Annotated in this window: 22 protein-coding genes and 1 tRNA gene; 14 read left to right on the top strand and 9 right to left on the bottom strand. The window is 50.2% G+C overall.

Going from position 1 to position 24,252, the window contains the following annotated elements; all coding sequences use genetic code 11:
* Positions 1-77: 77 nt before the first annotated feature.
* Positions 78-152 (top strand) — tRNA-Pro (locus HC229_RS08260).
* Between the two features lie 608 nt (positions 153-760).
* Here HC229_RS08260 and HC229_RS08255 read toward each other — a convergent pair.
* Positions 761-1,639 (bottom strand): SDR family oxidoreductase, encoded by an 879-nt coding sequence (locus HC229_RS08255; RefSeq protein ID WP_191020009.1) that lies wholly within the window; start codon positions 1,637-1,639, stop codon positions 761-763.
* Between the two features lie 203 nt (positions 1,640-1,842).
* Here HC229_RS08255 and HC229_RS08250 point away from each other — a divergent pair, with 203 nt between their 5' ends.
* Complete coding sequence (locus HC229_RS08250; protein WP_191020008.1) at positions 1,843-3,324, top strand: T9SS-dependent choice-of-anchor J family protein; 1,482 nt, start codon at positions 1,843-1,845, stop codon at positions 3,322-3,324.
* Between the two features lie 45 nt (positions 3,325-3,369).
* On the opposite strand, the gene HC229_RS08245 is transcribed toward HC229_RS08250, so the two are convergent.
* The 5 genes from HC229_RS08245 to HC229_RS08225 form a co-directional block, all read right to left on the bottom strand.
* A complete protein-coding gene (locus HC229_RS08245) occupies positions 3,370-4,731 on the bottom strand; it encodes a peptidoglycan DD-metalloendopeptidase family protein (protein WP_191020007.1) in 1,362 nt (453 codons plus the stop codon).
* 267 nt (positions 4,732-4,998) lie between these two features.
* Entirely contained in the window at positions 4,999-7,131 is a 2,133-nt protein-coding gene (gene scpA, locus HC229_RS08240) for a methylmalonyl-CoA mutase (RefSeq protein WP_191020006.1), read from the bottom strand.
* Position 7,132: 1 nt separating this feature from the next.
* Positions 7,133-7,609: an energy transducer TonB gene (locus HC229_RS08235; protein WP_191020005.1), complete on the bottom strand. Its 477-nt coding sequence runs from the start codon at positions 7,607-7,609 to the stop codon at positions 7,133-7,135.
* Positions 7,606-8,982 carry a methylmalonyl-CoA mutase subunit beta gene (locus tag HC229_RS08230; protein WP_191020004.1) on the bottom strand — a complete coding sequence of 459 codons (1,377 nt, stop codon included), beginning with the start codon at positions 8,980-8,982 and terminating at the stop codon, positions 7,606-7,608. The genes HC229_RS08235 and HC229_RS08230 overlap by 4 nt, the downstream gene beginning before the upstream one ends.
* A 35-nt stretch (positions 8,983-9,017) precedes the next feature.
* Complete coding sequence (locus HC229_RS08225; RefSeq protein ID WP_191020003.1) at positions 9,018-9,875, bottom strand: AraC family transcriptional regulator; 858 nt, start codon at positions 9,873-9,875, stop codon at positions 9,018-9,020.
* A gap of 161 nt (positions 9,876-10,036) precedes the next feature.
* Between HC229_RS08225 and HC229_RS08220 the strand changes: the two genes are divergently transcribed.
* From HC229_RS08220 to HC229_RS08200, 5 genes are all read left to right on the top strand, one after another.
* Complete coding sequence (locus HC229_RS08220; RefSeq protein ID WP_191020002.1) at positions 10,037-10,849, top strand: phytanoyl-CoA dioxygenase family protein; 813 nt, start codon at positions 10,037-10,039, stop codon at positions 10,847-10,849.
* 2 nt (positions 10,850-10,851) lie between these two features.
* Positions 10,852-11,682 carry a sugar phosphate isomerase/epimerase family protein gene (locus tag HC229_RS08215; protein ID WP_191020001.1) on the top strand — a complete coding sequence of 277 codons (831 nt, stop codon included), beginning with the start codon at positions 10,852-10,854 and terminating at the stop codon, positions 11,680-11,682.
* Positions 11,669-13,036 (top strand): sugar porter family MFS transporter, encoded by a 1,368-nt coding sequence (locus HC229_RS08210; RefSeq protein WP_191020000.1) that lies wholly within the window; start codon positions 11,669-11,671, stop codon positions 13,034-13,036. The genes HC229_RS08215 and HC229_RS08210 overlap by 14 nt, the downstream gene beginning before the upstream one ends.
* A gap of 9 nt (positions 13,037-13,045) precedes the next feature.
* On the top strand, positions 13,046-14,965 hold the full coding sequence (locus HC229_RS08205; protein ID WP_191019999.1) for a beta-L-arabinofuranosidase domain-containing protein: 1,920 nt from the start codon (positions 13,046-13,048) through the stop codon (positions 14,963-14,965).
* A gap of 96 nt (positions 14,966-15,061) precedes the next feature.
* Positions 15,062-16,564, top strand: a complete 1,503-nt coding sequence (locus HC229_RS08200; protein WP_191019998.1) for an alpha-amylase family glycosyl hydrolase — start codon at positions 15,062-15,064, stop codon at positions 16,562-16,564.
* Positions 16,565-16,590: 26 nt separating this feature from the next.
* Here HC229_RS08200 and HC229_RS08195 read toward each other — a convergent pair whose 3' ends face one another.
* The gene (locus HC229_RS08195; RefSeq protein WP_191019997.1) at positions 16,591-16,950 is read right to left on the bottom strand and encodes an FtsB family cell division protein; all 360 of its coding nucleotides are present in this window, start codon (positions 16,948-16,950) and stop codon (positions 16,591-16,593) included.
* A 166-nt stretch (positions 16,951-17,116) separates the two neighbouring features.
* Entirely contained in the window at positions 17,117-17,725 is a 609-nt protein-coding gene (udk, locus tag HC229_RS08190; protein WP_191019996.1) for a uridine kinase, read from the bottom strand.
* Positions 17,726-17,918: 193 nt separating this feature from the next.
* On the opposite strand from udk, the gene HC229_RS08185 reads away from it, so the two are divergent.
* The 3 genes from HC229_RS08185 to HC229_RS08175 all read left to right on the top strand — a co-directional run bounded on the left by HC229_RS08185 (position 17,919) and on the right by HC229_RS08175 (position 19,970).
* Entirely contained in the window at positions 17,919-18,368 is a 450-nt protein-coding gene (locus tag HC229_RS08185; RefSeq protein WP_191019995.1) for a hypothetical protein, read from the top strand.
* Between the two features lie 326 nt (positions 18,369-18,694).
* Positions 18,695-19,453: an XRE family transcriptional regulator gene (locus HC229_RS08180; RefSeq protein ID WP_191019994.1), complete on the top strand. Its 759-nt coding sequence runs from the start codon at positions 18,695-18,697 to the stop codon at positions 19,451-19,453.
* A gap of 34 nt (positions 19,454-19,487) precedes the next feature.
* The gene (locus HC229_RS08175) at positions 19,488-19,970 is read left to right on the top strand and encodes a GNAT family N-acetyltransferase (RefSeq protein ID WP_191019993.1); all 483 of its coding nucleotides are present in this window, start codon (positions 19,488-19,490) and stop codon (positions 19,968-19,970) included.
* Positions 19,971-20,283: 313 nt separating this feature from the next.
* Here HC229_RS08175 and trhA read toward each other — a convergent pair whose 3' ends face one another.
* Complete coding sequence (trhA, locus tag HC229_RS08170; protein ID WP_191019992.1) at positions 20,284-20,922, bottom strand: PAQR family membrane homeostasis protein TrhA; 639 nt, start codon at positions 20,920-20,922, stop codon at positions 20,284-20,286.
* A gap of 389 nt (positions 20,923-21,311) precedes the next feature.
* Here trhA and HC229_RS08165 point away from each other — a divergent pair, with 389 nt between their 5' ends.
* Genes HC229_RS08165 through dapB form a run of 4 tightly spaced genes read left to right on the top strand, consistent with a single transcriptional unit; the run spans position 21,312 to position 24,238 of the window.
* A complete protein-coding gene (locus HC229_RS08165; RefSeq protein ID WP_191019991.1) occupies positions 21,312-22,076 on the top strand; it encodes a ParA family protein in 765 nt (254 codons plus the stop codon).
* A gap of 6 nt (positions 22,077-22,082) precedes the next feature.
* Entirely contained in the window at positions 22,083-22,982 is a 900-nt protein-coding gene (locus tag HC229_RS08160; RefSeq protein WP_191019990.1) for a ParB/RepB/Spo0J family partition protein, read from the top strand.
* Between the two features lie 2 nt (positions 22,983-22,984).
* Positions 22,985-23,539 (top strand): DUF5683 domain-containing protein, encoded by a 555-nt coding sequence (locus tag HC229_RS08155; protein WP_191020196.1) that lies wholly within the window; start codon positions 22,985-22,987, stop codon positions 23,537-23,539.
* Complete coding sequence (dapB, locus tag HC229_RS08150) at positions 23,540-24,238, top strand: 4-hydroxy-tetrahydrodipicolinate reductase (RefSeq protein WP_191019989.1); 699 nt, start codon at positions 23,540-23,542, stop codon at positions 24,236-24,238. It abuts the gene before it with no gap.
* Positions 24,239-24,252: the final 14 nt, after the last annotated feature.

Here is a 24,252-nt window from a genome sequence, read left to right as displayed (position 1 = left end):
TGCCAACATCAAAATAAGTTCTATATTTGCACCCTGATTGACCGACACGAGCTTTACAAATGAGTCTAGCTGTCACTCGGGGTGTAGCGTAGCCCGGTCATCGCGCCTGGTTTGGGACCAGGAGGTCGCAGGTTCGAATCCTGCCACCCCGACAAAAGAAATCCTTCTGCACGCAGTGCGGAGGGATTTTTTTATTTTGTGCCAAGAAGCCAAGCTCACTTGAGATTCTTGACACAAAATAAAAAAACCTGCGGCCGCAGGCTGCAGAAAAGGATTTCCTTTGAATCGACCCACCACTCAGGATCACGCAACCGCGTAATCCTGCCTCTTGAAAAATCCCTATACTTATTAAGTAGTCCGCAGTTTTACCGCACCGAAACAAGCTTTACTCCCACCCGAAGCTCCACATTACGTCGTGCGCCATCGCGATTTTCCCCTGAAAAAATGCAATCCATGCACTCGCGAAATTGACTTTTTTCTTCGAAGCAAAGGTTTTCGCTTAGGTGTAATTTTTTTGGCCACATTTCAGTAATCAGGTGTATTGGTTCATCGCTGGATAAGTTTTTTGCGGGAGCGGCCGGGAGCGTGTTCCGGAAAATGTGTTTGCGTTTCGGCGGCTTTGCGCGAGGGATGGAAGCGGCATCCTTTTACAAACCTCAAAGTCCTGAAAACCTTTGAGGTTGTAAAAGATACAGCGGACAGCCCGACCCGGCCTGTATTTGCAATCGGAGCCTTTATTCGTTCCGGGTCGCGGCCTGAATCATGCCTTTTTCGCCTTTATCATCGCTTCCAGCATGTCCCACATTTCTTCCGGAATCGCCTCGAGCAGATTGAATTGCCCCGCTCCCTTGAGCCACTCGCCTCCGTCAAGCGTAATAACTTCCCCGTTCACATATCCGGAGAAATCCGAAACGAGATAAGCCGCAAGGTTGGCTAACTCCTGATGGTCGCCAACACGCTTTAGCGGCACTTTTTTGGCGAGATCGAACTTGTCTTTCAAATCTCCGGGAAGCAATCTGTCCCAAGCTCCTTTTGTAGGAAACGGCCCGGGCGCGATCGCGTTGGTACGAATCCCGTATTTGGCCCATTCCACGGCCAGGCTGCGCGTCATGGCCAAAACGCCGGCTTTTGCCGTAGCGCTGGGCACGACGTAAGCCGATCCTGTCCAGGCGTAAGTTGTCACGATATTGAGGACGACAGCACTTTGCTGCTTGGCGTCAATCCAGTGTTTCCCGAAGGCCAACGTGCAGTTTTTGGAACCTTTGAGCACGATGTCGATGATGGTGTCGAATGCGTTTGCCGACAGCCTTTCGGTCGGGGAAATAAAATTGCCGGCGGCGTTGTTGAGCAGGACGTCGACTCGTCCGAAACTGTCAAGCACTGTCTTGAGCATGACCTCAACCTGTTCGTAATGGCGTACGTCGCAGGCCACGGCCAGGCAGTTGCCGCCTGTTTCGGACTGGAGTTCGGACGCCGTCGCCTTGAGCTTATCGATGTCACGCGAAGTAATGGCGACATTGGCTCCCAGTTCGAGAAAATATTTCGTCATTGATTTTCCGAGGCCGCTCCCACCGCCGGTAACCACAATCGTTTTTCCTTCAAGGGCGTCATCCCTGAGCATTTTGGCTGAAAAGTCCATTTGTTTGTTTTTTCTAAATGTAACGATTCCGAACCGAACAAAAAAGTATGGGGCGTTGCCAAAATCGTTAAGAAATGTCGAGCATTTCATTCCTAGACTTTAACGATATTCGCTTTTTGACTAATTTTTTCCTAAAAATTATAGCTTTAATTGACATTTTGCGAATATCGAACTAACTTCAAGTAACTTAAATCCCCATTATCATGAAGAAATTTACCCTTGCGCTATTGGCTTTTTGCTGCGGGTTAGTCGGCCGCGCGCAATTTACACAAGACTTTGAGGCCGGTATGTCCGGTTGGCTCACGTTAAATTCAGGTGACGAAAGTACCTGGACGATTCTCGATCTCTCCGCCACGGGCTTCCTGGCGGTTTCCGGCAGCAATGTGGTTACGTTGGATGCCACTGTCAGTGCCCAGGACGATTACCTGATTTCACCTGCCATCACCGTTACAGCGGGCGTCAACGACTACATAAGCTTTTGGGCGCGCAATCGCGGTCTGGATCTTACCGCAGACATCGACGTATTGGTTTCTACAACAGGAACCGACCTCGTTGATTTCGATACGACGCTCGAAGCCGAGGTAAATCCGCCGATCGGGCTTGACTTTTTCCGTTACGGCATCGATCTCAGCGCTTATGTCGGACAGACGATCCACCTCGCTTTTCACGCTTCCGCGGATGCTTCGGTAGCGGTCGACCTCGACGATATCGTAAACACGGCATTGCCGGATTGCGAAGCGCCAAGCGGATTTATAGCAACGGACATCACGGCCGATTCGGCCATCCTGAGTTGGCTTAGCGCAGGCCTTGGCAACAATGTGCAGATTGAGTACGGGCCATCCGGTTTTGCGCTGGGAACAGGTACCGTAGTCAACCTAAGCAACACGCTATTGCTCCCACTTACCAATCTCACGCTCAACGGCGACCTTGACGTCTATATCCGTACCGATTGCGGCGATGGCAACTTCAGCGATTGGATACAACTCGATCTCAGTCTCACCGCCGATACCGATAATGATGATTGTGCCGGGGCGATCAACCTGGCAGTAGGAACCGATTTTGCGAGCGGTGCGGTTTTATCGACAAGCATCGGCGCCACCATGAGTAACGAAGATACGCCTAGCTGCGGCATCGGAGTCAGCGGCGACGTTTGGTTTACGGCCGTCGTTCCCACCAATGGCAGCCTCACGGTCCAAACCGCGCTTGCATTGGGCTCGCTGAATCTCGACACAGTGGTCGCCGTCTACACCGGGACTTGCGGCGATCTGACCCAGGTAGCTTGCAACGACAACACCGGACTGCTCAATCTTTTCTCGAGCGTGACCGTCGACGGCCTTGATCCCGGGAGCACGGTTTACATCGCCGTTTATCAGAACGGATTGCTTGGCGTGATCGATGGCTCGTTCCTCGTTTCGGCGTTCAGCGAATCGTTGGCGAACTCTGGCTTCGAGCGCGACGGCTTGCGCTTCTATCCGAACCCGGTCACCTCGACTTTGAATTTGACCCACGACCAAACGATTATCAGATCGGTTCGCGTCTACAATGAGCTCGGCCAAACGGTGATCCGGCGTGATGCGGAATCCGGGCTAACCCAAATCGATATGTCCGATCTTTCAAATGGCCTTTATTTTGTCGATGTTGAGTTTGGTGAAGGCAGCAGACGACTTAAAATCATGAAGCAATAACACACGCAAACTTATCGAAAAGCGCTCTTTACGGGCGCTTTTTTATTAGTGTTTGACGAGTTTCAGTATGGTTTGCTTTTCTTCCGATGTCGCCCTGAGCATGTAAAGCCCCGTCGGAAGGCCAGAAATATCGGCAGTTTCGCCACTGACGGACAATTCGACGCGCTTCCCGTCGGCCGTAATCGCTTGTACGTTTGAGATTGCGCGGTTGAATGTAATCCTGTCGTTGGCCGGATTCGGATAAAAAGCCAATTGGCGATCCGCTTCGAACGCTTCTGCACCAAGCGATGTTCCGTAAGCGAATTGATGCGAAACCGTCTGGCCTGCGAACGTGAAGGACAGCGTCCAAATCCCTGTCTGATTCAATTGGGTCGTACCGAAAATCCAATACCAATATGAGGAATACCACAAATTGTTCGACACTGCGGACGAAGTATACGCAAGAGTGCTATCGGGCCTGTAAAGATTGATGGTCACGCTAGCTCCGACAGCCTGGTCGGAGAAATAGCCCATAGCGTATACGGCCTCGCCAACGTTGAACTCGTCTTTGAAAAAAGGCGTCTCTACCTGAGGACAATTCGGAAATATCGGCAGGGCGCTATGTGTGTACACCGCGTTTATCTTAGGGTCTAGATATGGTTTTTGCGTTTCCCACCACGAGTCGTTCCACGTATTGCATGATCCGGCGTATGGATCTACCAAATTGTCCTGGGCGTCGTAAACTTCGAAGTGGAGATGAGGCCCGGTAGAATTCCCTGAACTTCCTATCACGCCAAGATATTCGCCGCTCGACACCGCATCGCCTACCACTTTCGGCGTAAGCGAATTGTTCTTGAGATGGCCGTACCACGACACGCTTCCGTCCTCGTGCAACACGTAAACCGCGTTCCATTGATTGCTGTTGAAGGTGCAACTTTGATCGGCGTTGCCATTGTCTTTCCCGATGATTACGCCATCGGCGGCAGCCACGGCCCACGATTGATTGTTCTGCATTTGGTACCAGGTAAACGGCCAGGTAAAAATATCGACGCCTTTGTGGTTGTAACCCGCTCCGGTGTCATAGGTGCGTGTACCGCACATGTAATCGCTGAGTGCGTTCGGGAACGCTGCGTTGTGATCGACGTGGTTGCTGATGCTCCAGACATTGTTGTACGTCGTCCCGGGATTTTTCACTACGGGCCAGTCAAATAGTATGTGAGCGCCCTGAGGCATTTGGGACGATAACCTGCCCTGGCTTTTCAACTCGGCGACTGTTCCGGCCAGACGCTGTTTGATCGCCGAACGCGATTGTTCAGGCAGACAATCGACATTGTCCGGATTAAAGCGGTATTCGGCCGAGAACGGCCCTTCTTGCGCAAAAGAAACGGCGCTTAAACAAAGCACTGCAATCGTGTAGATTTTTATCATGGTGAATCTAGTTGGTTACAAACACAAAAAACCTGCAAAAGCAGGCAGAACGACGTAGTGGTGGTTTGTTTGTGGAATTAGCCAAATATATCAATAGTGATTCAATTCCAATCACATGACGGGGAATAATTTATCAACGTCAACCGCTTTTACCTCGGTGCGAAACGCCGGCCAGGCCTGTTTTTCCACGACATATCAAGCGAGCCGTCAGCGGGCGGGCGTCAAAAAAAAAGCGCCTCGACTGGCGCTTTATAATTGGTGCAAATTTTATTTCTCAAGCAAGATCTCCAATATTTTTATGGCCGCCTCGCTGATTTTCGTGCCGGGCCCAAACACGGCCGTCGCGCCCGAATCGAACAAAAATTGGTAATCCTGGGCCGGAATCACGCCTCCGACGATTACCATGATGTCATCGCGCCCGTAAGCGCTCAACTCAGCGATTACTTGGGGAACAAGTGTTTTGTGGCCCGCGGCAAGCGATGAAACTCCCAAAATATGCACGTCGTTTTCGACCGCTTGCCTGGCCGCTTCGGCAGGCGTTTGGAAAAGCGGGCCGATATCGACATCAAAGCCGACGTCGGCATAACCTGTGGCCACTACTTTGGCGCCCCGATCATGCCCATCCTGACCCATTTTGGCGATCATGATGCGAGGTCGGCGACCTTCCGATTTCGCAAATTCGTCGGCGAGTTGGCGCGCCTTTTCAAAACTTTCGTCATTCTTGATTTCTTTGCTGTACACGCCGCTGAAGGATTTTATTTGTGCTTTATATCGGCCGAAAACAGATTCGAGCGCATCGCTGATCTCGCCGAGCGTAGCGCGGTTCCTCGCCGCTGCAATGGCTAATTCGAGCAGGTTTCCGTTTCCGGATCTTGCGCTCTCGGTCAGATTCTCGAGGCATTGTCTTACGTTATCGGAATTGCGTTCGGATTTTATCCTGTCAAGCTGCTCGATCTGTCGGCTGCGAACGAGTTGGTTGTCAACATCCAAAATATGAAGCGGATCTTCCTTGGCGAGCCTGTATTGGTTCACACCGACGATAACGTCCTGTCCGCTGTCGATGCGCGCCTGTTTTCTCGCGGCGGCTTCCTCTATGCGCAATTTCGGGATTCCGGCTTCTATCGCTTTGGTCATGCCGCCGAGTTCCTCGACTTCTTCGATGAGGGCCCACGCTTTCCCGGCGATTTCGGAAGTCAATTTTTCCACGTAAAAACTGCCGGCCCACGGATCGACGGTTTTTGTGATTTTGGTCTCTTCCTGAAGAAAAAGCTGGGTATTTCTTGCAATCCTTGCGGAAAAATCCGTCGGAAGCGCGATAGCCTCGTCGAGCGCGTTCGTGTGAAGCGACTGGGTTCCGCCAAAGGCAGCGGCGGCGGCTTCAATACACGTCCGGGCCACGTTGTTGAACGGATCTTGCTCCGTGAGGCTCCAACCCGAAGTTTGGCAATGGGTTCGCAACGCCAGCGATTTCTCGTCCTTAGGATCGAACTGTTTCAATAATTTTGCCCACAACATCCGTCCTGCGCGCATCTTGGCGATTTCCATAAAATGGTTCATGCCGATTGCCCAAAAGAACGATAGCCTCGGCGCAAAATCGTCTATTTTCATTCCGGCGGCCAATCCGGTCCGGATATATTCGAGACCGTCCGCCAAAGTGTAGGCCAGTTCGATATTCGCGGTAGCGCCCGCTTCCTGCATGTGATAGCCCGAAATCGAGATCGAATTGAACTTGGGCATCTTCTCGCTCGTGAACGCAAAAATATCGGCAATGATCTTCATCGATGGAGCCGGCGGATAAATATAGGTGTTGCGCACCATGAACTCCTTGAGGATGTCGTTCTGGATGGTTCCCGAAAGCAATTCGGGTTTTACACCCTGTTCTTCGGCCGCCACGATGTAAAACGCCATAATGGGCAAAACCGCCCCGTTCATCGTCATCGATACGGACATTTCGTCCAACGGAATCTGGTCGAACAACACTTTCATGTCTTCTACGGAATCGATCGCTACGCCCGCTTTTCCAACGTCTCCAACGACACGCTCGTGATCCGAATCATAACCGCGGTGCGTCGCCAGGTCAAATGCGACCGAAAGCCCTTTTTGTCCGGCTGCGAGATTCCGTCTGTAAAATGCATTGCTTTCTTCGGCAGTCGAAAACCCGGCGTATTGCCGTATCGTCCAAGGACGGCGAACGTACATCGTCGCGTACGGCCCGCGCAGGTTCGGTGCGAAACCGGCGGCGAAATCGAGGTGTTCGAGATTTTCGACATCCGAGGTCGTGTAATGCGACTTTACTAAAATTCCTTCGGCTGTGAGGAATTGGTCTGATTTGGATTGCCGGTCATTTGTTTCCTTTGCCTTGGACTGAAGCGAGAGCTGTTGCAGGTCTTTTCTCTTCATGTTAGTTTTTATCTGGGATTGACGTCGCGTTTCTATCGGAAAGTTCAAGTGGAAATACTATTGGGAACGTATAGGCGCAGCGCACCACTTTGCCATTTTGCTGTGCCGGAACCCAATTCGGCGACATTTTCAACGTGCGGATCATCTCATTTGACAGCTCCGGCGGCATTTTCCCTATCACTTTGAGATTGCTGAGGCTGCCGTCCTTTTCCACGACCATGCTTACGACGATCCTTTCTTTAAAATCTGCCGATGGTTTGCGGAATTTCAGGTCGACGAATTTGTAAAACGATCGTATCCCGCCTGGAAATTCGGGCAATTTGTCTATTCCAACATGAGAATAAATGACGTCATCGGCTTCCTTTTCGGTTTTCTGATACGGTTTTGGCGTGTTGTCATCCGGAAATCTGTCGGTAACCTGACCGCTCATCCCGATGGCAGCAAACATCACGCACGCAAGGGCGAAAATCGATTTCATAGGTTCGCATTTTTTTCGGATTCGAGTCGCTGCTGCTCCAACTTTTCGCCCAAACGCTTTTCGACCAAAGGCGTAAACAAAGTCTTTCGCGGCTTTTGCTTGACGAACGGATACAGTTCGAGATCGTCGCTCATACGATCGTTTTTGTTCGGATGCTTGTTGGTTCCAATAAGGATTTCGTTGCCGGAATCGAACAATGCCTGTTCCTTTTCGGCCGATTCTTTTATTTTTCGCTGGATCGTACCGTCTTTTAATTTCGCAACCAATCCGCCCTGAGCTTCAATTTCCTTGAAAAGCGCAAGCGCCTGCTGGGCGAGTTGGCCCGTGAGGTTTTCGATATAGTAGGCACCGTCTGATGCATTCGCTACTTTATCGAGGTAGCTCTCGTGCTTCATGATCAGCAATTGGTTTCTCGAAATCCTTTCGCCAAATTCGTTGCTCTTGTGGTACAACGCGTCGTAAGGAAGGTTGCACACTGAGTCGGCTCCGCCCAAAATCGCGCTCATGCATTCGGTAGTGGTGCGCAGCATGTTGACATTGTAATCGTAAAGCGTTTTGTTGCGCTTCGTAGGCGTCGCCAGGATATGGATGCCGGAAGTGATGCCGAACTCGCCGGCGACCAGTCTGAACAAAATACGCAAAGCCCTTAACTTCGCGATCTCGAAGAAGTAATTCGGCCCGACCGAAACCTGCAACAACATCGGCTTATCGATCGCAATCCGGTTGAAATATTCGGTGGCGTGCAAAAGTGCGTATGCCAATTGCTGGACGATGTTCGCCCCGGCATTCTGGTAAATCCGCGCGTCGACCGAAAATACCGAAACGTTTTTCGCTTCGGATGACATTTTTTTGAGTGTTTCGTAATCATCGGTTTTTCCGAACCAATTCCCATCGGCAACCAAGTGTCCGACCGGATCGATGCTGGCGAAAACGTCAAAATTACGTCCTTCGAGCGCATTGTCGAGCTTGGCTACGAAATCGATTGAAAGAAACCTCAAATCGAAGTAAAGGGTAAGCTTTTCAGATGGCAATCCCGCGATCAGTTGCGCCACATCGATTTTCTCGTCGGATATCACAAAACGCAAGCTTTCCGCTCCGCGGTTTAGCGAATCATTTGCCCGTCGGATCGACTTTTCGAGATCGAACACAAAAATTTCCTGACAGATCGAAAACGGCTCCGAAGCGCTCGCATCAAAAAAGTCGCGGTGTTCATCGGCGTGATAAAACGGCTTGACTTTTATGCCTTCGGGCGACTCCCAAACGAGGGTTTCGTTAAAATCGGCTCCTTTGAGTTCGTATTGTATCTGCTGTTTCCACTGCTTGGACGAAACGGCGTCGAACTCTTCGAATAATCGGTTTGAAGTTGTGCTCACTGTAAAATCTTCTTGCGCAAATATAGGCAAAACGCCTAAGCCGGACGCGTCTTTGCCACGCTATCGCGAAATTTGACGGGCGTCAGGCCTTTCTTTTTGAGAAATACGCGATTGAAATACGTAAGGCTTTCAAAACCCGAATCCGATGCGATCTCGCGCACGGTCTTGTCGCTGTCGGCGAGCAACAGGCAAGCGTTGGCAATGCGGATCTCGTTGACGTAATCGGAAAAATTCGTATTCATCGTCCTGCCGAAAAACTTACAGAATGCGCTTTTGGAAAGCGACACCAGGGCGGCCGCTTGTTCCAAACTAATTTCCTGGGCAGCATTTTCGTAAACGTAACGGCAGACTTTGTTGATGCGCGTCGCGTTTTCAGGGTTGCGGCTGCCGGAATACGCGGCTTTCGACAGTGAAGTACTTTCGGTCCCGCACAATTTTTCAAGGATTTCCAACAAGGCGGTAATTTTTGAAATCCCGGTTTTGTCGGGTAACGCGAGGATTTTTTCAATAAGTTCGGAGTCCGGGTGTGGAAAAAAACTTCCCCTTGACGATCGCTCGAGTAAATCCAGGATATTCCGACCCTCGTGCAACGTCGAAAAGCGCTGGCTGAACTCGCGCGTGAACTGGATCACGACGGCCGAGGATTTTCTGGCCCCGAACTTTTCATTCGACCACGTATGCGGCAATTCGGGCCCGATGAGCACCAGGTCGCCCGATACGAAATTGTCGTGGCTGTCGCCGATGATGCGCTTTCCGAAGCCTTCGGTTATCAGCGTCAATTCGTACTCCGGATGGTAATGCCATTTGAAATCGAAGAATGGCAACGTGAATCCATAGGCGACGAACGCGTCCTTTCCTTTGATCGTCTGTACGTTTTCTAACGCGGCTTTCATACCAATTGGACTATTGAACTGACAATAAAAACAAAGTTAGTCAATATAGTGTTACATTTTGGTTTTTACGTGTTGGGTTGCGAAACCGATTTCGAATAGTTTTGTTTTCGAGGCACAAGACAACGAATTGACGGTCGGCCCACACAATAAATTTTTGAATTATGGATCACAATCGGGACATTCTCGACAAGCCTTACGAACTGACAAAAGAACAGATCGACTTTTATCAGAAAAATCGTTATATCAAATTAAAAGACGTTCTTGACGAGCCGACCTTAGCGCATTTCAACCATGTGATTTCCGAGCAGGTAGCGCGCATGAACACACAGGAAGTGCCGCTCGAAAACCGGGACACCTATGGCAAAGCGTTTCTGCAGCTATTTAATTTATGGCTTGAAGACGAAGCGTCTAAAGAACTGGTTTTCAGTAAACGAATAGCAGGTATCGCTGCAGCGCTAATGGAAGTTCGCGGAGTGCGAATATACCATGACCAGGCGCTTTTCAAAGAAGGAGGCGGAGGGATAACGCCCTGGCACGCAGACCAATACTACTGGCCGTTGGATTCCGACCGCACGGTTACCGCATGGATTCCGCTTCAGGCGACGCCACTCGAAATGGGACCACTCGAATTCAGCGCCGGAAGCCATATCATCGTGGACGGAAGAGAGCTCGCCATTGGTGATGAATCTGAAAATATCATAACCCAAAGATTGCGCGTCACCGATTTCAAACACGTCATCGAACCGTTCGACGCCGGCGAAATCAGCTTCCATTCCGGATGGGTTTTCCATCGCGCCGGAGCCAACCAAACCGACGAAACGCGAAAGGTAATGACCGTGATCTACATGGATGCCGACATGAAGCTAAAAGCGCCCGAAAACAAGAACCAGGAACACGATTGGCACACCTGGTGTCCGGGAGCCGAAATCGGAAAGACGATAGACACACCTATAAACCCGGTTTTATATCCCTGAAGATGCAATTAAAATTTTGCTGTACGCATTGGGGCTGTGAAGAAAAAAGCCCGATTGATTTTTTGAAAGATGTCGTTCGTGACGGATTTTCTGGGGCCGAAATCAATCTGGCTGCCGGGTTTTTTGACCATACATTCCGGGAGGCGCTCGAGGTTTTGCGCGGGGACGGATTCGTGTTCATCGCCCAGCAGGTTCCCGATCCGGGAATAGAATCGGTCGAGCAACACATTCTTCGTCTGAACGAACGCTTGCACATGCTGTCGGAATTTGAGCCGGATTTCATCAATTCCCATACGGGAAAGGATTTTTATTCGTTCGACGACAACTGCCGGATCATCGAAAGCGCCGAGAATTTTAGCGCAAAAACCGGCATCCCTATCGTACATGAAACGCACCGCGGACGCTTCACTTTTCATTTGCCGACGCTTCTACCCTATCTCGGGAAATTCCCCGATATGCAGCTTTGCGCCGATATTTCGCATTGGTGCAACGTCTCGGAAAGCTTGCTCGAGGAACAACAAGACATGCTGGAGCGCATCATTCCGAACGTCAGCCATGTCCACGCCCGCGTCGGATGGCAACAATCGGCACAAGTGAACGATCCGTTCGCGCCTGAATGGGAAAATCACCTTTCGACTTTTGTTTCGTGGTGGCAAAAAATAATCGACCGTCATATCAGGACCGGACGCCAATCAATGACGATCACACCCGAAGCCGGACCTTTCCCTTATATGCCGCAAATGCCTTATTCGCGCGAAAATCTCGCCGATCAATGGCAAATAAATTCAAAGATGAAAAACTATTTAAATACCACACTGAATGGCTGCCACTGACCTGCGCTTTGTAACCCTGAGCGCAGCCCTTGGCGGTTTGCTCTTCGGATACGATACCGCCGTAATTTCGGGCGCTATCGGAAACCTTACCGAATACTTCACACTTTCTCCGGCCGAGACCGGTTGGGCGATTTCAAGCGCTTTGGTAGGATGCCTGCTCGGCGCATTCGCATCGGATTATTGCAGCGACACGTTCGGGCGTCGCAAAAGCATGGTCATCGCGGCCTTGCTCTTTTTGGCGTGTTCGGTAGGAACGGCGATACCCGAATCGTTCTCGGTTTTTGTGATTTTCAGGATCGTGGGCGGCATCGGCGTCGGATTGGCCTCTATGGTCGTGCCGATGTACATCGCCGAGATCGCACCGGCCGAAAAAAGAGGCGAGCTCGTGGCTTATAACCAATTGGCGATCGTCATCGGGATCGTCGTGGTGTATTTCGTCAATTTCCTGATTGCGCTACAGGGCGATGCGGAATGGAACCTCAATTGGGGATGGCGCTGGATGTTCGCCTCAGAAGCGATTCCGTCGGTACTTTATCTGATCCTCATCTTTTTTATCCCGGAGAGCCCGCGTTGGCTGCTTGGCCGGGGCCGGCAGAAAGAAGCGATAGACGTCCTTAAAAAATTCAACCCTGGCGAAAATGCGTCCCGGTTGGCAGAAGAAATCAGCTCGTCCCTGCACGTTTCCAACGAAAAACCATGGCGCGCACTGCTCGCACCTCAATTGCGACTGGCTTTGGTGGTGGGAATCGGATTGTCCATATTCCAACAAGTTACCGGAATCAACGCGATCTTATATTACGCTCCGGAAATTTTCAAAAGTTTCGGAAGCGACGTGAACGCCTCCTTGTTGGAAACCAGCCTTCTCGGCGTGGTCAACCTGGTCTTTACATTGATTTCGATTCGCTTGGTGGATAAAATCGGACGCAAACCATTGCTCAACATTGGCAGTGTGGGCATGTTGGTATCGCTGATCGTCGTGGGTTATTCGCTGCAAAACCAAATGACCGGGCCTTGGCTGCTGGGCTTCCTTATGCTTTTTATGGCGTCGTTTTCGATTTCGTGGGGACCGGTCGTTTGGGTGCTTTTGGCGGAGATATTTCCGAACCGCGTCAGGAGCCTTGCGCTGTCGATTTCGGTTTTCATACAATGGGGAGCCAATTTCGCGGTTTCCCAGAGTTTCCCGATGTTGGTCGAAACCGAATCCCTCCAGCAGCGGTTTCACGGAGCGTTCCCTTTCCTTGTATTTGCAGGCTTCACGGTTCTGGCGCTTTTCTTCGTGTGGAAATTTGTTCCCGAGACCAAGAAAATGAGCCTTGAAGAAATGGATGAAATGTGGGAAAAACGAAGCACTTAAAGCATCATCATGAAAACAATACTTTACCTATCACTGTTTACCCTGACCGTTTCGGCCCAGACCGATCCGTATAAAAAAACCAATCCGATACCCGAGAAACTGGAAATCTTGCCGTTGAACGCCGTAAAGCCGCACGGTTGGATCAAAGAACAAATCATCCACAACCTCGACGGATTCACTGGCCATCTCGACCAACTCGCTCCCGACCTTATCGTTTCAGACGATATTTACGACAAAAACCGCCTCAGCAAAAAAGTCAAGAGCAAGGACGTGGGCGCCATTGGTGGCGAAGGCGACTGGCAGGTGCAATTCCTTTGGTGGAATTCCGAAACCCAGAGCAATTGGCGGGACGGTTATATCCGAAGTGCGATCCTGGCCAATGACGAAGCGCATCTGTCAAAAATCAAGACCTACGTCGATAAGATTCTCGCGAGCCAGGACAAAGATGGTTATCTCGGGATTTACGACGAAGAATTGCGGTACACATTCGACAACGAAAATGGGGAACTTTGGGCTAAAGCGTCGTTGCTGCGCGGGCTTCTGGCGTGGTACGATTATTCGAAGGACGAAAAGGTGCTTCACTCCGTCAAGCGAGCGGTAGACAACACCATGAACGGTTTCCCGATAAATGCCTCGCATCCGTTTTACTCCAAGAATGCGAACGTTGGCGGGCTTTCGCATGGTTTGACGTTTACCGATGTGCTCGAAGATCTGTATCGTCTGACCAAAAACCAGAAATATCTCGACTACGCACTGTTCCTGTACAAGGATTTTTCGGAAAACAAACTCAACGAAGACGCCCAATACGCCAAGCTTATGGATGAAAACCTCATGCTCAACGGTCACGGCGTCCACACGTACGAACATTTGCGATCGCTTGCCGTTGCCTACAATGCCTCGGGAAATCCCGAACTTTTGAAAGCACGGGAGCGTTTTGAAAACAAGATAAAATTGGAAACCACAGCCAGCGGCGGACCCGTCGGGGACGAGTGGATCGGTTCGCGCAAAGCCGACGCCACCAATCGCGGTTACGAATACTGCTCGCTACAGGAATTGATGCACAGCTACGAAAGCTTGTTGGCCAAAACCGGAAAATCCGGGTATGCCGACAAGGTCGAAAAACTGTTCTTCAATGCGGCTCAGGGCGCGCGCCATCCTGAACAAAGTTGCATCGCCTACCTGAAATCAGACAATTCATATGAAATGACCGGCGGACTCAACGGGGACAAGTCTGATGCGAAACAAACCCGCTACCGCTATTCCCCGGTTCACAAGGAAGCGGCCGTCTGCTGTGTTCCGAACGCTGGCCGAATCGCACCGTATTTCGTGCAACACATGTGGCTCAAAGACAAAAATTCGCTCGTGGCGGCTTTGCTGGGCCCGTCTGAAGTGACGACCAAAATCGGCAATATCGAAGTAAGCGTTGTCGAAAAAACCGCCTATCCTTTCGAGGACCGCATCGAATTTCAGGTCACGGCAAACGGAAAGTTCGACCTCAAAATACGCAAACCGGAATGGCTCAAGCGTTTCGACTGCAATTTATCTTACAAGGAAGAAAACGGATATTTAATTTTTTCCCGCAAGTGGTCAGGAACGGAATCGGTGATTTTGACGTTGCACCCGACCGTCGAAACCCGACAGGACCTGAACGACGAGTTTTATTTTTCGTATGGCGCTTTGGTTTTGGCGCATCCGATCAAAGGAATACCGCAAGTCACCAAAACGTATGCGCTGCGTGAATTTTCGGACGTTAACTACACCGCCGAAAATCCGGTCGTGTACCAATTCGGAAAACCGTCAAAACCAGTAGCTTTGGGCGACTCAAAATTTGCGACTTCATTGGTCGACCCGCAAACCGGGAACGAAGAAAAGGTCGTGTTGCAGCCGATGGCCCGCACGATCCTGAGACAAGTGACCTTTAAGCGTTGATTGTGAAATGTGCGGTTTTGCCGCAACGGTTCGATTTTAAGTATTTTTAATTTTCAAACCTCAAATGTTTTAAGCCTTTGAGGTTTCTCCCGCAACATGAAAAAAGCACTCCTTCCCCTACTTTTCCTCATTACCTCGGTCCAGGCTCAAAACGAGGTGTTCTACCATGTCTTCCAACGCAGCTTTTTCGATTCGGACGGCGACCGACACGGCGACCTCAAAGGCATTCACCAAAAACTCGATTATTTCGAAGAACTGGGCGTGAACACAATCTTGTTGACGCCTTTGTACGTATCGGATTTTTACCATAATTACTTCGCGTCCGATTTTGAGAAAATCGACCCGGAATACGGCACGATGGACGATTATCTGCTGCTCGTCAAGGAAGTCCACAAACGCGGCATGAAGATCTACCAGGACGTCGAAATGCAATATGTAGCCGGGACGCATCCGTGGTTCAAGGAAGCGTACGGAAATCCGAAATCGCAATTCGGCGATTACCTGGTTTACGAAGATGCCGGTCACAAAAAGCCTTGGTATTTTTGGGGAGCCGATGAATTCACGCTCTACGACAACCGAAAAGAGAAGATCATCGTGGTGAACATGTACGACAAAAAGGTGTTCGATTATACCGAAAAAGTGTTGCGTTTTTGGGTCGATCCCAACAAAGACGGCAAATTCGACGACGGCGTGGACGGTTTCCGCCTCGATCACATGATGGACAACCTCGACAACGCCGGAAAGCTGACGAACCTGTTTGAAAAGTTCTGGTCGCCATTGTTCAAAAACCTGCGCGCCAAAAACCCGAAGCTCAAATTCGTGGCCGAACAAGCCGATTGGGGCTCGTATGGGCATGACTATTTTACCAAAGGCAACGTCGATTTCGTGTTCGCGTTCCGGTTGAAATTCGCCATCGACAAAATGGACAAGCAACTAATCGAAAAAGCCGCCGACAGTACATTCCTGCATAATCCTAAAGGCAAAAACCACTTTGTGTTCATCGAGAACCACGACACGAAGCGCTTTGCGTCCGAACCCGGAATGACCGCTGAAAAATCCAAAGCGGCCGCGGCGATCCAATTGCTCATAGGCGGAATCCCGTCGCTTTATTACGGTCAGGAACTCGGCATGAAAGGGCAGCAACGCCAGTTCGGGATGACCGATGGGAACGATATCGGCGTGCGCGAATCGTTTGAATGGTATCGCAGCGAAGAAGGCAAGGGAACAGCTAATTGGTATAAAGACACTGGGCCTTGGTGGGAACAGCGCTTCAATAAATCAGCTGACGGCGTGTCGTATGAAGAGCAAAAGCAAGACCCGGGCTCGTTATTCCATTTTTACCGCTCACTTTTAAAACTCCGGAAAGACCATCGCGCGCTGCGCAGCGGTCCATACTCGGCGATTGCCAACGGAAATCCCAACGTATTGAGTTTCGGGCGAAGCGATTCAGGAGAAAAACTCTTGATTTTTGTGAACCTTTCGGGCGAACAGCAAGCTACGTTGTCGACGATAGACACGCGCAACATCGAAACCCTGGCGGGTGAAACCGCGACCTTCGAAATCGGACGCGTTTCGGTGACATTGCCGGCTTACGGTTAATCGGTGGTCAAAATCTAGTCGTCGGCTCAGTTCGGGACGTACGTGCTCGAATCTTTCTTTTCCCCTTCGTATTCGATGATGTAGATGTCTTCGCTGTCGCGCTTCATATAGTACTTCTCGCGAGCGTACTTTTCGACCTGGTCCGGATTTTTGAGCAGCTTGATGTTCTGGGAATCCCGCTTGATCTCGCCTTTGTAATATTCGCGGTTTTCCTCAAGTTCCTCGATTTCCTTGTCGAGCATGCGGTGGTTCAAGCGGGAATAATTGTCGAGGAACAGTATCCAGACGATGAAAAACAAAGACACGAGCACGTAGCGGTTTCCAATGAACCGCATCCATTTGCGTTTGGTCTTTTTTTCTTTCTTTTCTACAGTTTCCTCTGACATGTCGTTTTGGTTTAGCCCGGATAGCAGCGGCAGCCTTTCGCGTTGTGACCGTGTTTTTGCCAGTGGCAAAGGCGACCGCAGGAAGCCATTTGGCGCTGTCGCAAAAACCGGGATACAAAAGAAAGCTAAAGCGGATAGCCGGATAAGCTCCTAAAAGTAAACAAATTTACAATATCCGCTGATGAATTACCGCGCGCACGACGTCTATGGCCACCGTATTGTATTTGTCGTTCGGGATGATGATGTCTGCGTGGGCTTTGGTCGGCTCGATGAATTGCTCGTGCATGGGCTTGAGCGTCTTTTGGTAGCGCTGCAGCACTTCGTCCATGTCGCGTCCGCGTTCGGCTATGTCGCGTTTGAGGCGTCGGATGAGGCGCTCGTCCGAATCGGCGTGCACGAAAATCTTGATGTCGAAGAGTTCGCGCAATTCGGGATTCGCCAGGATCAGGATGCCTTCTACGATCATGACTTTTCTCGGATGCGTCGAAATCGTATCGTCGGTGCGGTTGTGCGTCACGAACGAATACACCGGCTGGTCGATGGTTTCCCCGGCCTTTAGCGCTTTGAGATGCTTGGTGAGCAACTCGAAGTCGATGGCGCGCGGATGGTCGAAATTGATCAGCGAGCGCTCGTCATAAGAGAGGTTGTTGTTCTCGCGATAATAATGGTCCTGGGAAATCACGCCCACTTCCTCATCGGGAATCTCGTTCATGATTTGACGTACCACTGTTGTTTTTCCGCTTCCGGTACCGCCGGCAATTCCAATAATCAGCATAAGGTTTCTGGGTTTTCGCCCGCAAAGATAACAAACCGCGGCTTTCATCGATACATTGCCCGACATTACGCTAATGTTTTGATTTTCAGATAACTTATAAAAATGTCATATGCAAACCGTAAAATTCTTGTAAAAAATGTGTTAATCAATCCCAATTCTTTCTATTATTGCACCCAAACCTAAAACGATAATCATGAAAAAATTAGTTATGCTTGCTTCGGCAGCAGTATTGGCTCTATCGCTTAACTCATGTAGTTCAGACGACAACGGAGGCGGAGGAGTTTCTGACGCTAAACTTGTAGGAAAATGGGCGCACGAAACAGAAAGAGTCGTAGCCGGAGGGCAAGTATTGCAACCAGAGCAGCCGTATTCTGACAACGAAGCAGGATGTGCGAAAGATTTTATCCAATTTGGTGAAACCGGAGCGTTCACTTACGGCGACTACTGGAGCAGCGAGTGCGATCTTGACACAGATGTAACAACCTGGACGCGTGACGGTAAAGACATCACTGTTGGTGAAGGAACAGAGGCTGAAACTTTTACAGTAATGAGCGTTTCTGCCACAAAACTAAAAGTGAAATATGTTACGACACTTCAAGGCGTGAACTTTACAGAAGAGTTGACTTTCTCGAAAGTGGACTAATACCTTGTGAGATATTTTTTGAAAATGCCGGCCTAGTGCCGGTTTTTTTTTAGGCAGCATTTCCCGCTGTGCGCTTTAGCCCTTGCCCTTGCCTCTTCTTTTCATCGGCGGGGCGCGGGCTTCCTACGGTCGCCGCGCCCCGCGTGAAAAGTACGGGAAAGGGCGTCGGGGCTGCCGCTTCCATCGGGGCTGCACGTGCAAAACGCAATAGCCGTCACGATTCCAAAACTTCGGTCCAAAACCACATTGGAATATTTCCATTCGCCTACTGGATTTTCTCCTACAAACACCTCGAAAAACAAATTCCAATCGCTATATTTGCCGACATGGCAGAAGAACTCCTCATCGAAACGCTGCGGTTCAGGCAATTGCGGCAAGAACTCAACATGACGCAACAGGCGTTTGCCAAAGCTTTGCGCATCAAAGGCAGCATCGCCGATATCGAGCGCGGCAAAACCCGTCTTTCCGGCGCGGTCGTAGCCCGTTTGTTACAGGTTTACAGCATCAATCCTCTGTGGCTTTACGGTGAAAGCGAGCAACGGCACCTCGAAGTGACCGTTCCGCTTATGCCAAAAGTGGTTACGCTCGACGTGGAGAGCAACGAAAACATCGCGATGGTGAATGTGAAAGCTTCGGCCGGTTACGCCCACAATTTGCAGGATCCCGAATGGTACGACACACTGCCGGCATTCCGGCTTCCGCTGCCCGAGTACCGGAATGCGAGTTTCCGCGCTTTCCAGGTGCAAGGCGACAGCATGCTACCGGTTTTGCAACAGGGCGAATGGGTCATTGCAAAAGCCGAGGAATCGCTCGCCGGACTGTCTGAAAACTCCGTTTATGTCGTGGTCCTGGCCGATACCGTAGTGGTCAAGAAAGCGCAACTTACGACCTCGGGACTGCGGCTCATATCGCTCAATTCCCTCTATCCGCCGATCGACTTACAACCGGCCGACGTCAGGGAAATGTGGCGGGTGACTGCAAAAATCACAAGTAACCTGGGCCACCCGGCTTCTTCGCTCGACGAGCTTACGCGAGAAATGAGGGAAGGTTTCGTGAGCCTGAAATCGCTTTTAGGCAAAGGCTGATTGCAAACCGTCAGCAAAACACAAAACAAACGGCATGGAAACCAAACACAACCTTGTGCTCAGGAAGACGACGCTTGACGATCTCGACCGCCTTTTCGAGTTCCAGCTCGATGAAAAAGCGAACCATCTTGCCGCCTTTACCGCTGCCGACCCTGCCGATAAAAAGGCTTACATCGAGAAATTCACAAGACTGTTCGCAGATCCGTCGGTGAACAACTTCACGATATGGCAACGCGATGTGATCGTGGGAAGCATCGCCAAGTTCGAGATCGACTCGAAGGCAGAAATCACGTATTGGATCGACCGGGCGTTTTGGGGAGGCGGCATCGCATCGGCAGCGCTTGGGGAATTGCTCGCCACGGAACGCCAACGGCCGCTTTTCGGTCGCGTCGCATTCGACAATATCGGTTCCCAAAAGGTGTTGGAACGTTGCGGTTTTATCAGGATTGGAACCGATAAAGGTTATGCGAACGCTCGAAAAAGGGAAATTGAGGAGTTTGTGTACAGATTGGATTAAAGGGCTGCTTGGTTTTTAGCGGAACCGTTTAGTTGATTGCTGGCAGCTTGGCAAACGCTTGGATGATGATGCGGATCAGGTTGTGTTTTGATGCGGGATCGCCGCGGGTTGTCGGTTTGTTGGGATGCGGAGGTGTTGCGTGGAAAAGTTTAAGGATTTGTACAGTTTTTCTGTATTGGCCGCATGTTGAATTCCGATAAATTTACGGGTGGGTGGTGGTGGCTTTTTTATGTATCAGAAATTTCTGACTCCCGCTTTTTTAGCCGATCTTGTCGACGCCTTTTTGTTTTGACCGAAATGCCTGCGCTACGATTCACGGCACCAAATACAGGAAAACGCTAAAAAAATGACAGGCGCTACCCGCCAAAACGAATACGTGCCAAATCGCGTGATAATAGGGTTTCCGTTGTTTCGCGTAGAAATAAATCCCGAAAGTATAGCACAAACCGCCAGCCAAAATCAGCCACAGCGCGCCGGGCGCCAAGGTTTCCAAAAGCGGTTTTGCAACGAGGATCGCCATCCAACCCATGAGCCCGTATAAAACGAGCGACAATTTTTCGGAACGGCGCAAAGGTGAAAACTTAAAGACGAAACCCGCCACCACGAACGCCCAACTCATCCCGAATAAAATCCAGCCCCAAGTTCCTTTCAAACCGAGCAAGGCCACAGGCGTATAAGTGCCCGCGATCAGCAAATAGATACAGAGGTGGTCGATTCGCTGAAAAAGACGCTTCCACCGCAGGCGGGTCATGGCGTGGTAAACGGTCGAGGCCGAGTACAGCAAAATCAGTGTGAACCCAAAAACACCAGATGCCACAAGGTCGATCGCGCTTCCGTTGCGCCACGAAAAAACAAACATGAAGACTGCCGCCACAATAGACAGCAATGCACCCAGTCCGTGGGTTGCGACGTTCCAAAATTCTTCTTTGGCCCGATTGCGTTTGAGTATCATAAGGCTGGTTTGCCGTAAATTTAGGAAGAGCCCGCGAGATGTGATTTTAAGGAAATGATAAAGTTTTTTTAACCGTTGGTCGGTTTGCGCGATAGGTTCCAGCCCCGATCGCAGCGAAAAGCTTTTTTGCCGGATCGCGGCCCATTTTGCGTGCCTGACGACGCGACCGCAGGAAGCGCGCGTCAGGCGCTGCAAAATGCCGCAAGCCGCGAAAAACTTGCAGCGGAGAGCGGGAAAAAGCTGCCAAAAAAAACAATACAACTTCTTAATTTCCAACCGCTTCCGAAATTGTTAATTATTAATTGTTAATTGTCTATTGTCTATTGCCAATTGCCTTGATTTACCCGCAAATAATTGTATTTTTACGGCTCAAAATTTCAAACTGATTCATGGGTAAAATCATTGCCATTGCCAACCAGAAAGGCGGTGTCGGAAAGACGACAACTTCGGTCAACCTCGCTGCCGCGCTTGGTGTTCTCGAAAAAAAAGTATTGCTTATCGATGCCGATCCTCAGGCCAATGCCGGTTCGGGCCTCGGGCTTGACATAGAGAACGTGACAAAAGGGACGTACCAGCTTTTGGAACACAGCATCACGGCGGAAGAGGCGATCGTGCCGACATCGGCTCCAAACGTGAGCATGATTGCAGCCCATATCGACCTTGTTGCCATCGAGATCGAACTCGTCGACAAGGAAAACCGAGAATACATGCTCAAGCAGGCACTTGCCGAGACACGCGAAAATTACGATTATATCCTCATCGACTGCGCTCCTTCTCTCGGGCTTTTGACGTTGAACGCGCTGACGGCGGCCGATTCTGTAGTAATTCCGATTCAGTGCGAATATTTTGCGTTGGAAGGTCTCGGCAAACTGTTAAATACGATCAAGAGCGTCCAGAAAATCCACAATCCGAACCTCGATATCGAAGGCTTGCTGTTGACGATGTACGATTCGCGTCTGCGTTTGAGCAACCAGGTGGTCGAGGAAGTCCAGAAACATTTCGGGGACATGGTTTTTGAAACGATCATCCAGAGAAACGTGAAATTGAGCGAGGCGCCGAGTTATGGCGAGAGCATCATCAATTATGACGCGACGAGCAAAGGGGCGACGAATTATTTGCACCTTGCCCAGGAAATTATCAAGAAAAACAATTAAGCGGAAATGGCACAGGCTATCAAAAAACAGGCGTTGGGAAGAGGTTTATCGGCTTTGCTGAAGGATCCAGAGAACAATATCCAATCTATAGACGACAAAAACGCCGACAAGGTCATCGGCAACATCATCGAACTCGACCTTGCGGCCATCGAAATCAACCCGTTCCAGCCGCGCTCGAATTTCAATGAGGAAGCGCTCCAGGAATTGGCGACGTCGATTCGCGAATTGGGCGTGATCCAACCGATTACCGTCCGCAAAACCGATTTCAACAAATACCAACTGATTTCTGGAGAACGCCGTTTGCGAGCGTCCAAAATCGCCGGATTGGCCACGATTCCCGCTTACATCAGGATCGCGAACGACAACGAATCCCTTACGATGGCGTTGGTGGAAAACATCCAGAGACATGATTTGGATCCTATCGAGATTGCGCTTTCCTACCAGCGTTTGATTGACGAAATCCAGTTGACGCAGGAGCAGATGAGCGACCGCGTCGGCAAGAAGCGTTCGACGATAGCGAACTATTTGCGTTTGCTCAAGTTGGATCCTATCATCCAGACGGGTATCCGCGACGGCTTTATTTCGATGGGACACGGCCGTGCGATCATCAACATAGACGATCACGACGCCCAAACCGATATCTACCACAAAATCATCAGCCAGAATCTTTCGGTTCGCGAGACCGAGGAATTGGTGCGCAATTACCACGAAAGCCAGAAGCCCAAAACCGCAAAGTCGAAAGCGACCGGATTTTCTGTGGACATTGACGACAAAAAAGCGATCGCAGGTTATTTCGGCGCCAAAGTAGATGTGAAAGTGGCCGCGAACGGAAAAGGAAAAATTACGATCCCGTTCCATTCCGAAGAAGATTTCAACCGCATCGTCAAATTGATACAAGGGTCGTGAAAATGCGGGCTTTCATAGCATTGCTGGTTTTTTCGGCTCTTTCGGCTTTTGGCCAAAAAGTGCAGAAAGTGGAAGCGTTGGCCCAGGCCGATACGACCGTGACCAACAAGGTGATCGATCCGTTGCGGCCTGCGAAAGCGGCGTTTTATTCCGCGATCGTGCCGGGATTGGGCCAGGTTTACAACAAGCGGTATTGGAAAGTGCCATTGGTTTATGGCGCCATCGGGACGAGCTTGTATTTTTATTCCGACCAGAACACCAAATACAAAAAAGTACGCGATGCCTACAAGCGACGACTTGCCGGCTATTACGACGATGAGTATCAATACCTTGACGATCAGCGTTTGATAAGCGCCCAACGCGGCTATAAGAAAAATCGTGAGTATTCGCTTTTGTTTGCCGTCGGATTTTACGTGCTCAACATCGTCGACGCCAATATCGATGCGCATCTGAAACAGTTCAACGTGAGCAACGACTTGACGCTCGAACCGGATCTGATCCAGCAGGACATGTATTCCAAACCCACGATTGGCCTTACTTTAAATTATAGATTCTAGATGAAAATTGCGCTTTTGGGATATGGCCGAATGGGTCAGATAATTGAACGTATCGCTTTGGAACGTGGTCACGACATCGTGTTGCGCAAAAAGAGCGCTGATTCGTTTGACGGTCTTGAAAATGCCGATGTCGCTATTGATTTCAGCGTGCCCGATGCCGCCGTTGGAAATATCACCGCTTGCCTCGAAGGCGGGATTCCCGTTGTTTCAGGTACGACCGGCTGGCTCGACAACTTCCATAAGATGGCGGGATTGTGCGAGGATAAAAACGGCGCTTTCCTTTACGGATCGAACTTCAGCCTCGGCGTGAACCTGTTTTTCAATCTCAACGAGCAATTGGCTAAAATGATGGCAAAATTCCCGGATTACAAAGTCCGCATGAAAGAAATCCATCACACGCAAAAGCTTGACGCTCCAAGCGGAACGGCGATTTCGCTTGCAAAAGACATCATCGAAAATTCCGATTATTCAAGTTGGGCATTGTCGGATGCAAAGTCAGATGAAATCCTTATCGAGGCCAAACGCATCGAAAATGTTCCCGGAACGCACACGGTTTTTTACGATTCCGACGTGGACAGGATCGAAATCACGCATACCGCCCACAGTCGCGAGGGCTTTGCTTACGGAGCGGTGATCGCTTCCGAATGGCTCGTCGGGAAAACCGGCGTTTTTTCAATGAAAGACGTGCTGGCAATCTAAAATTTATCACAATA

This window comes from Flavobacterium selenitireducens, assembly GCF_014748335.1.
Taxonomy (GTDB): domain Bacteria; phylum Bacteroidota; class Bacteroidia; order Flavobacteriales; family Flavobacteriaceae; genus Flavobacterium; species Flavobacterium selenitireducens.
This window is presented reverse-complemented; position numbering and strand designations above follow the sequence as displayed.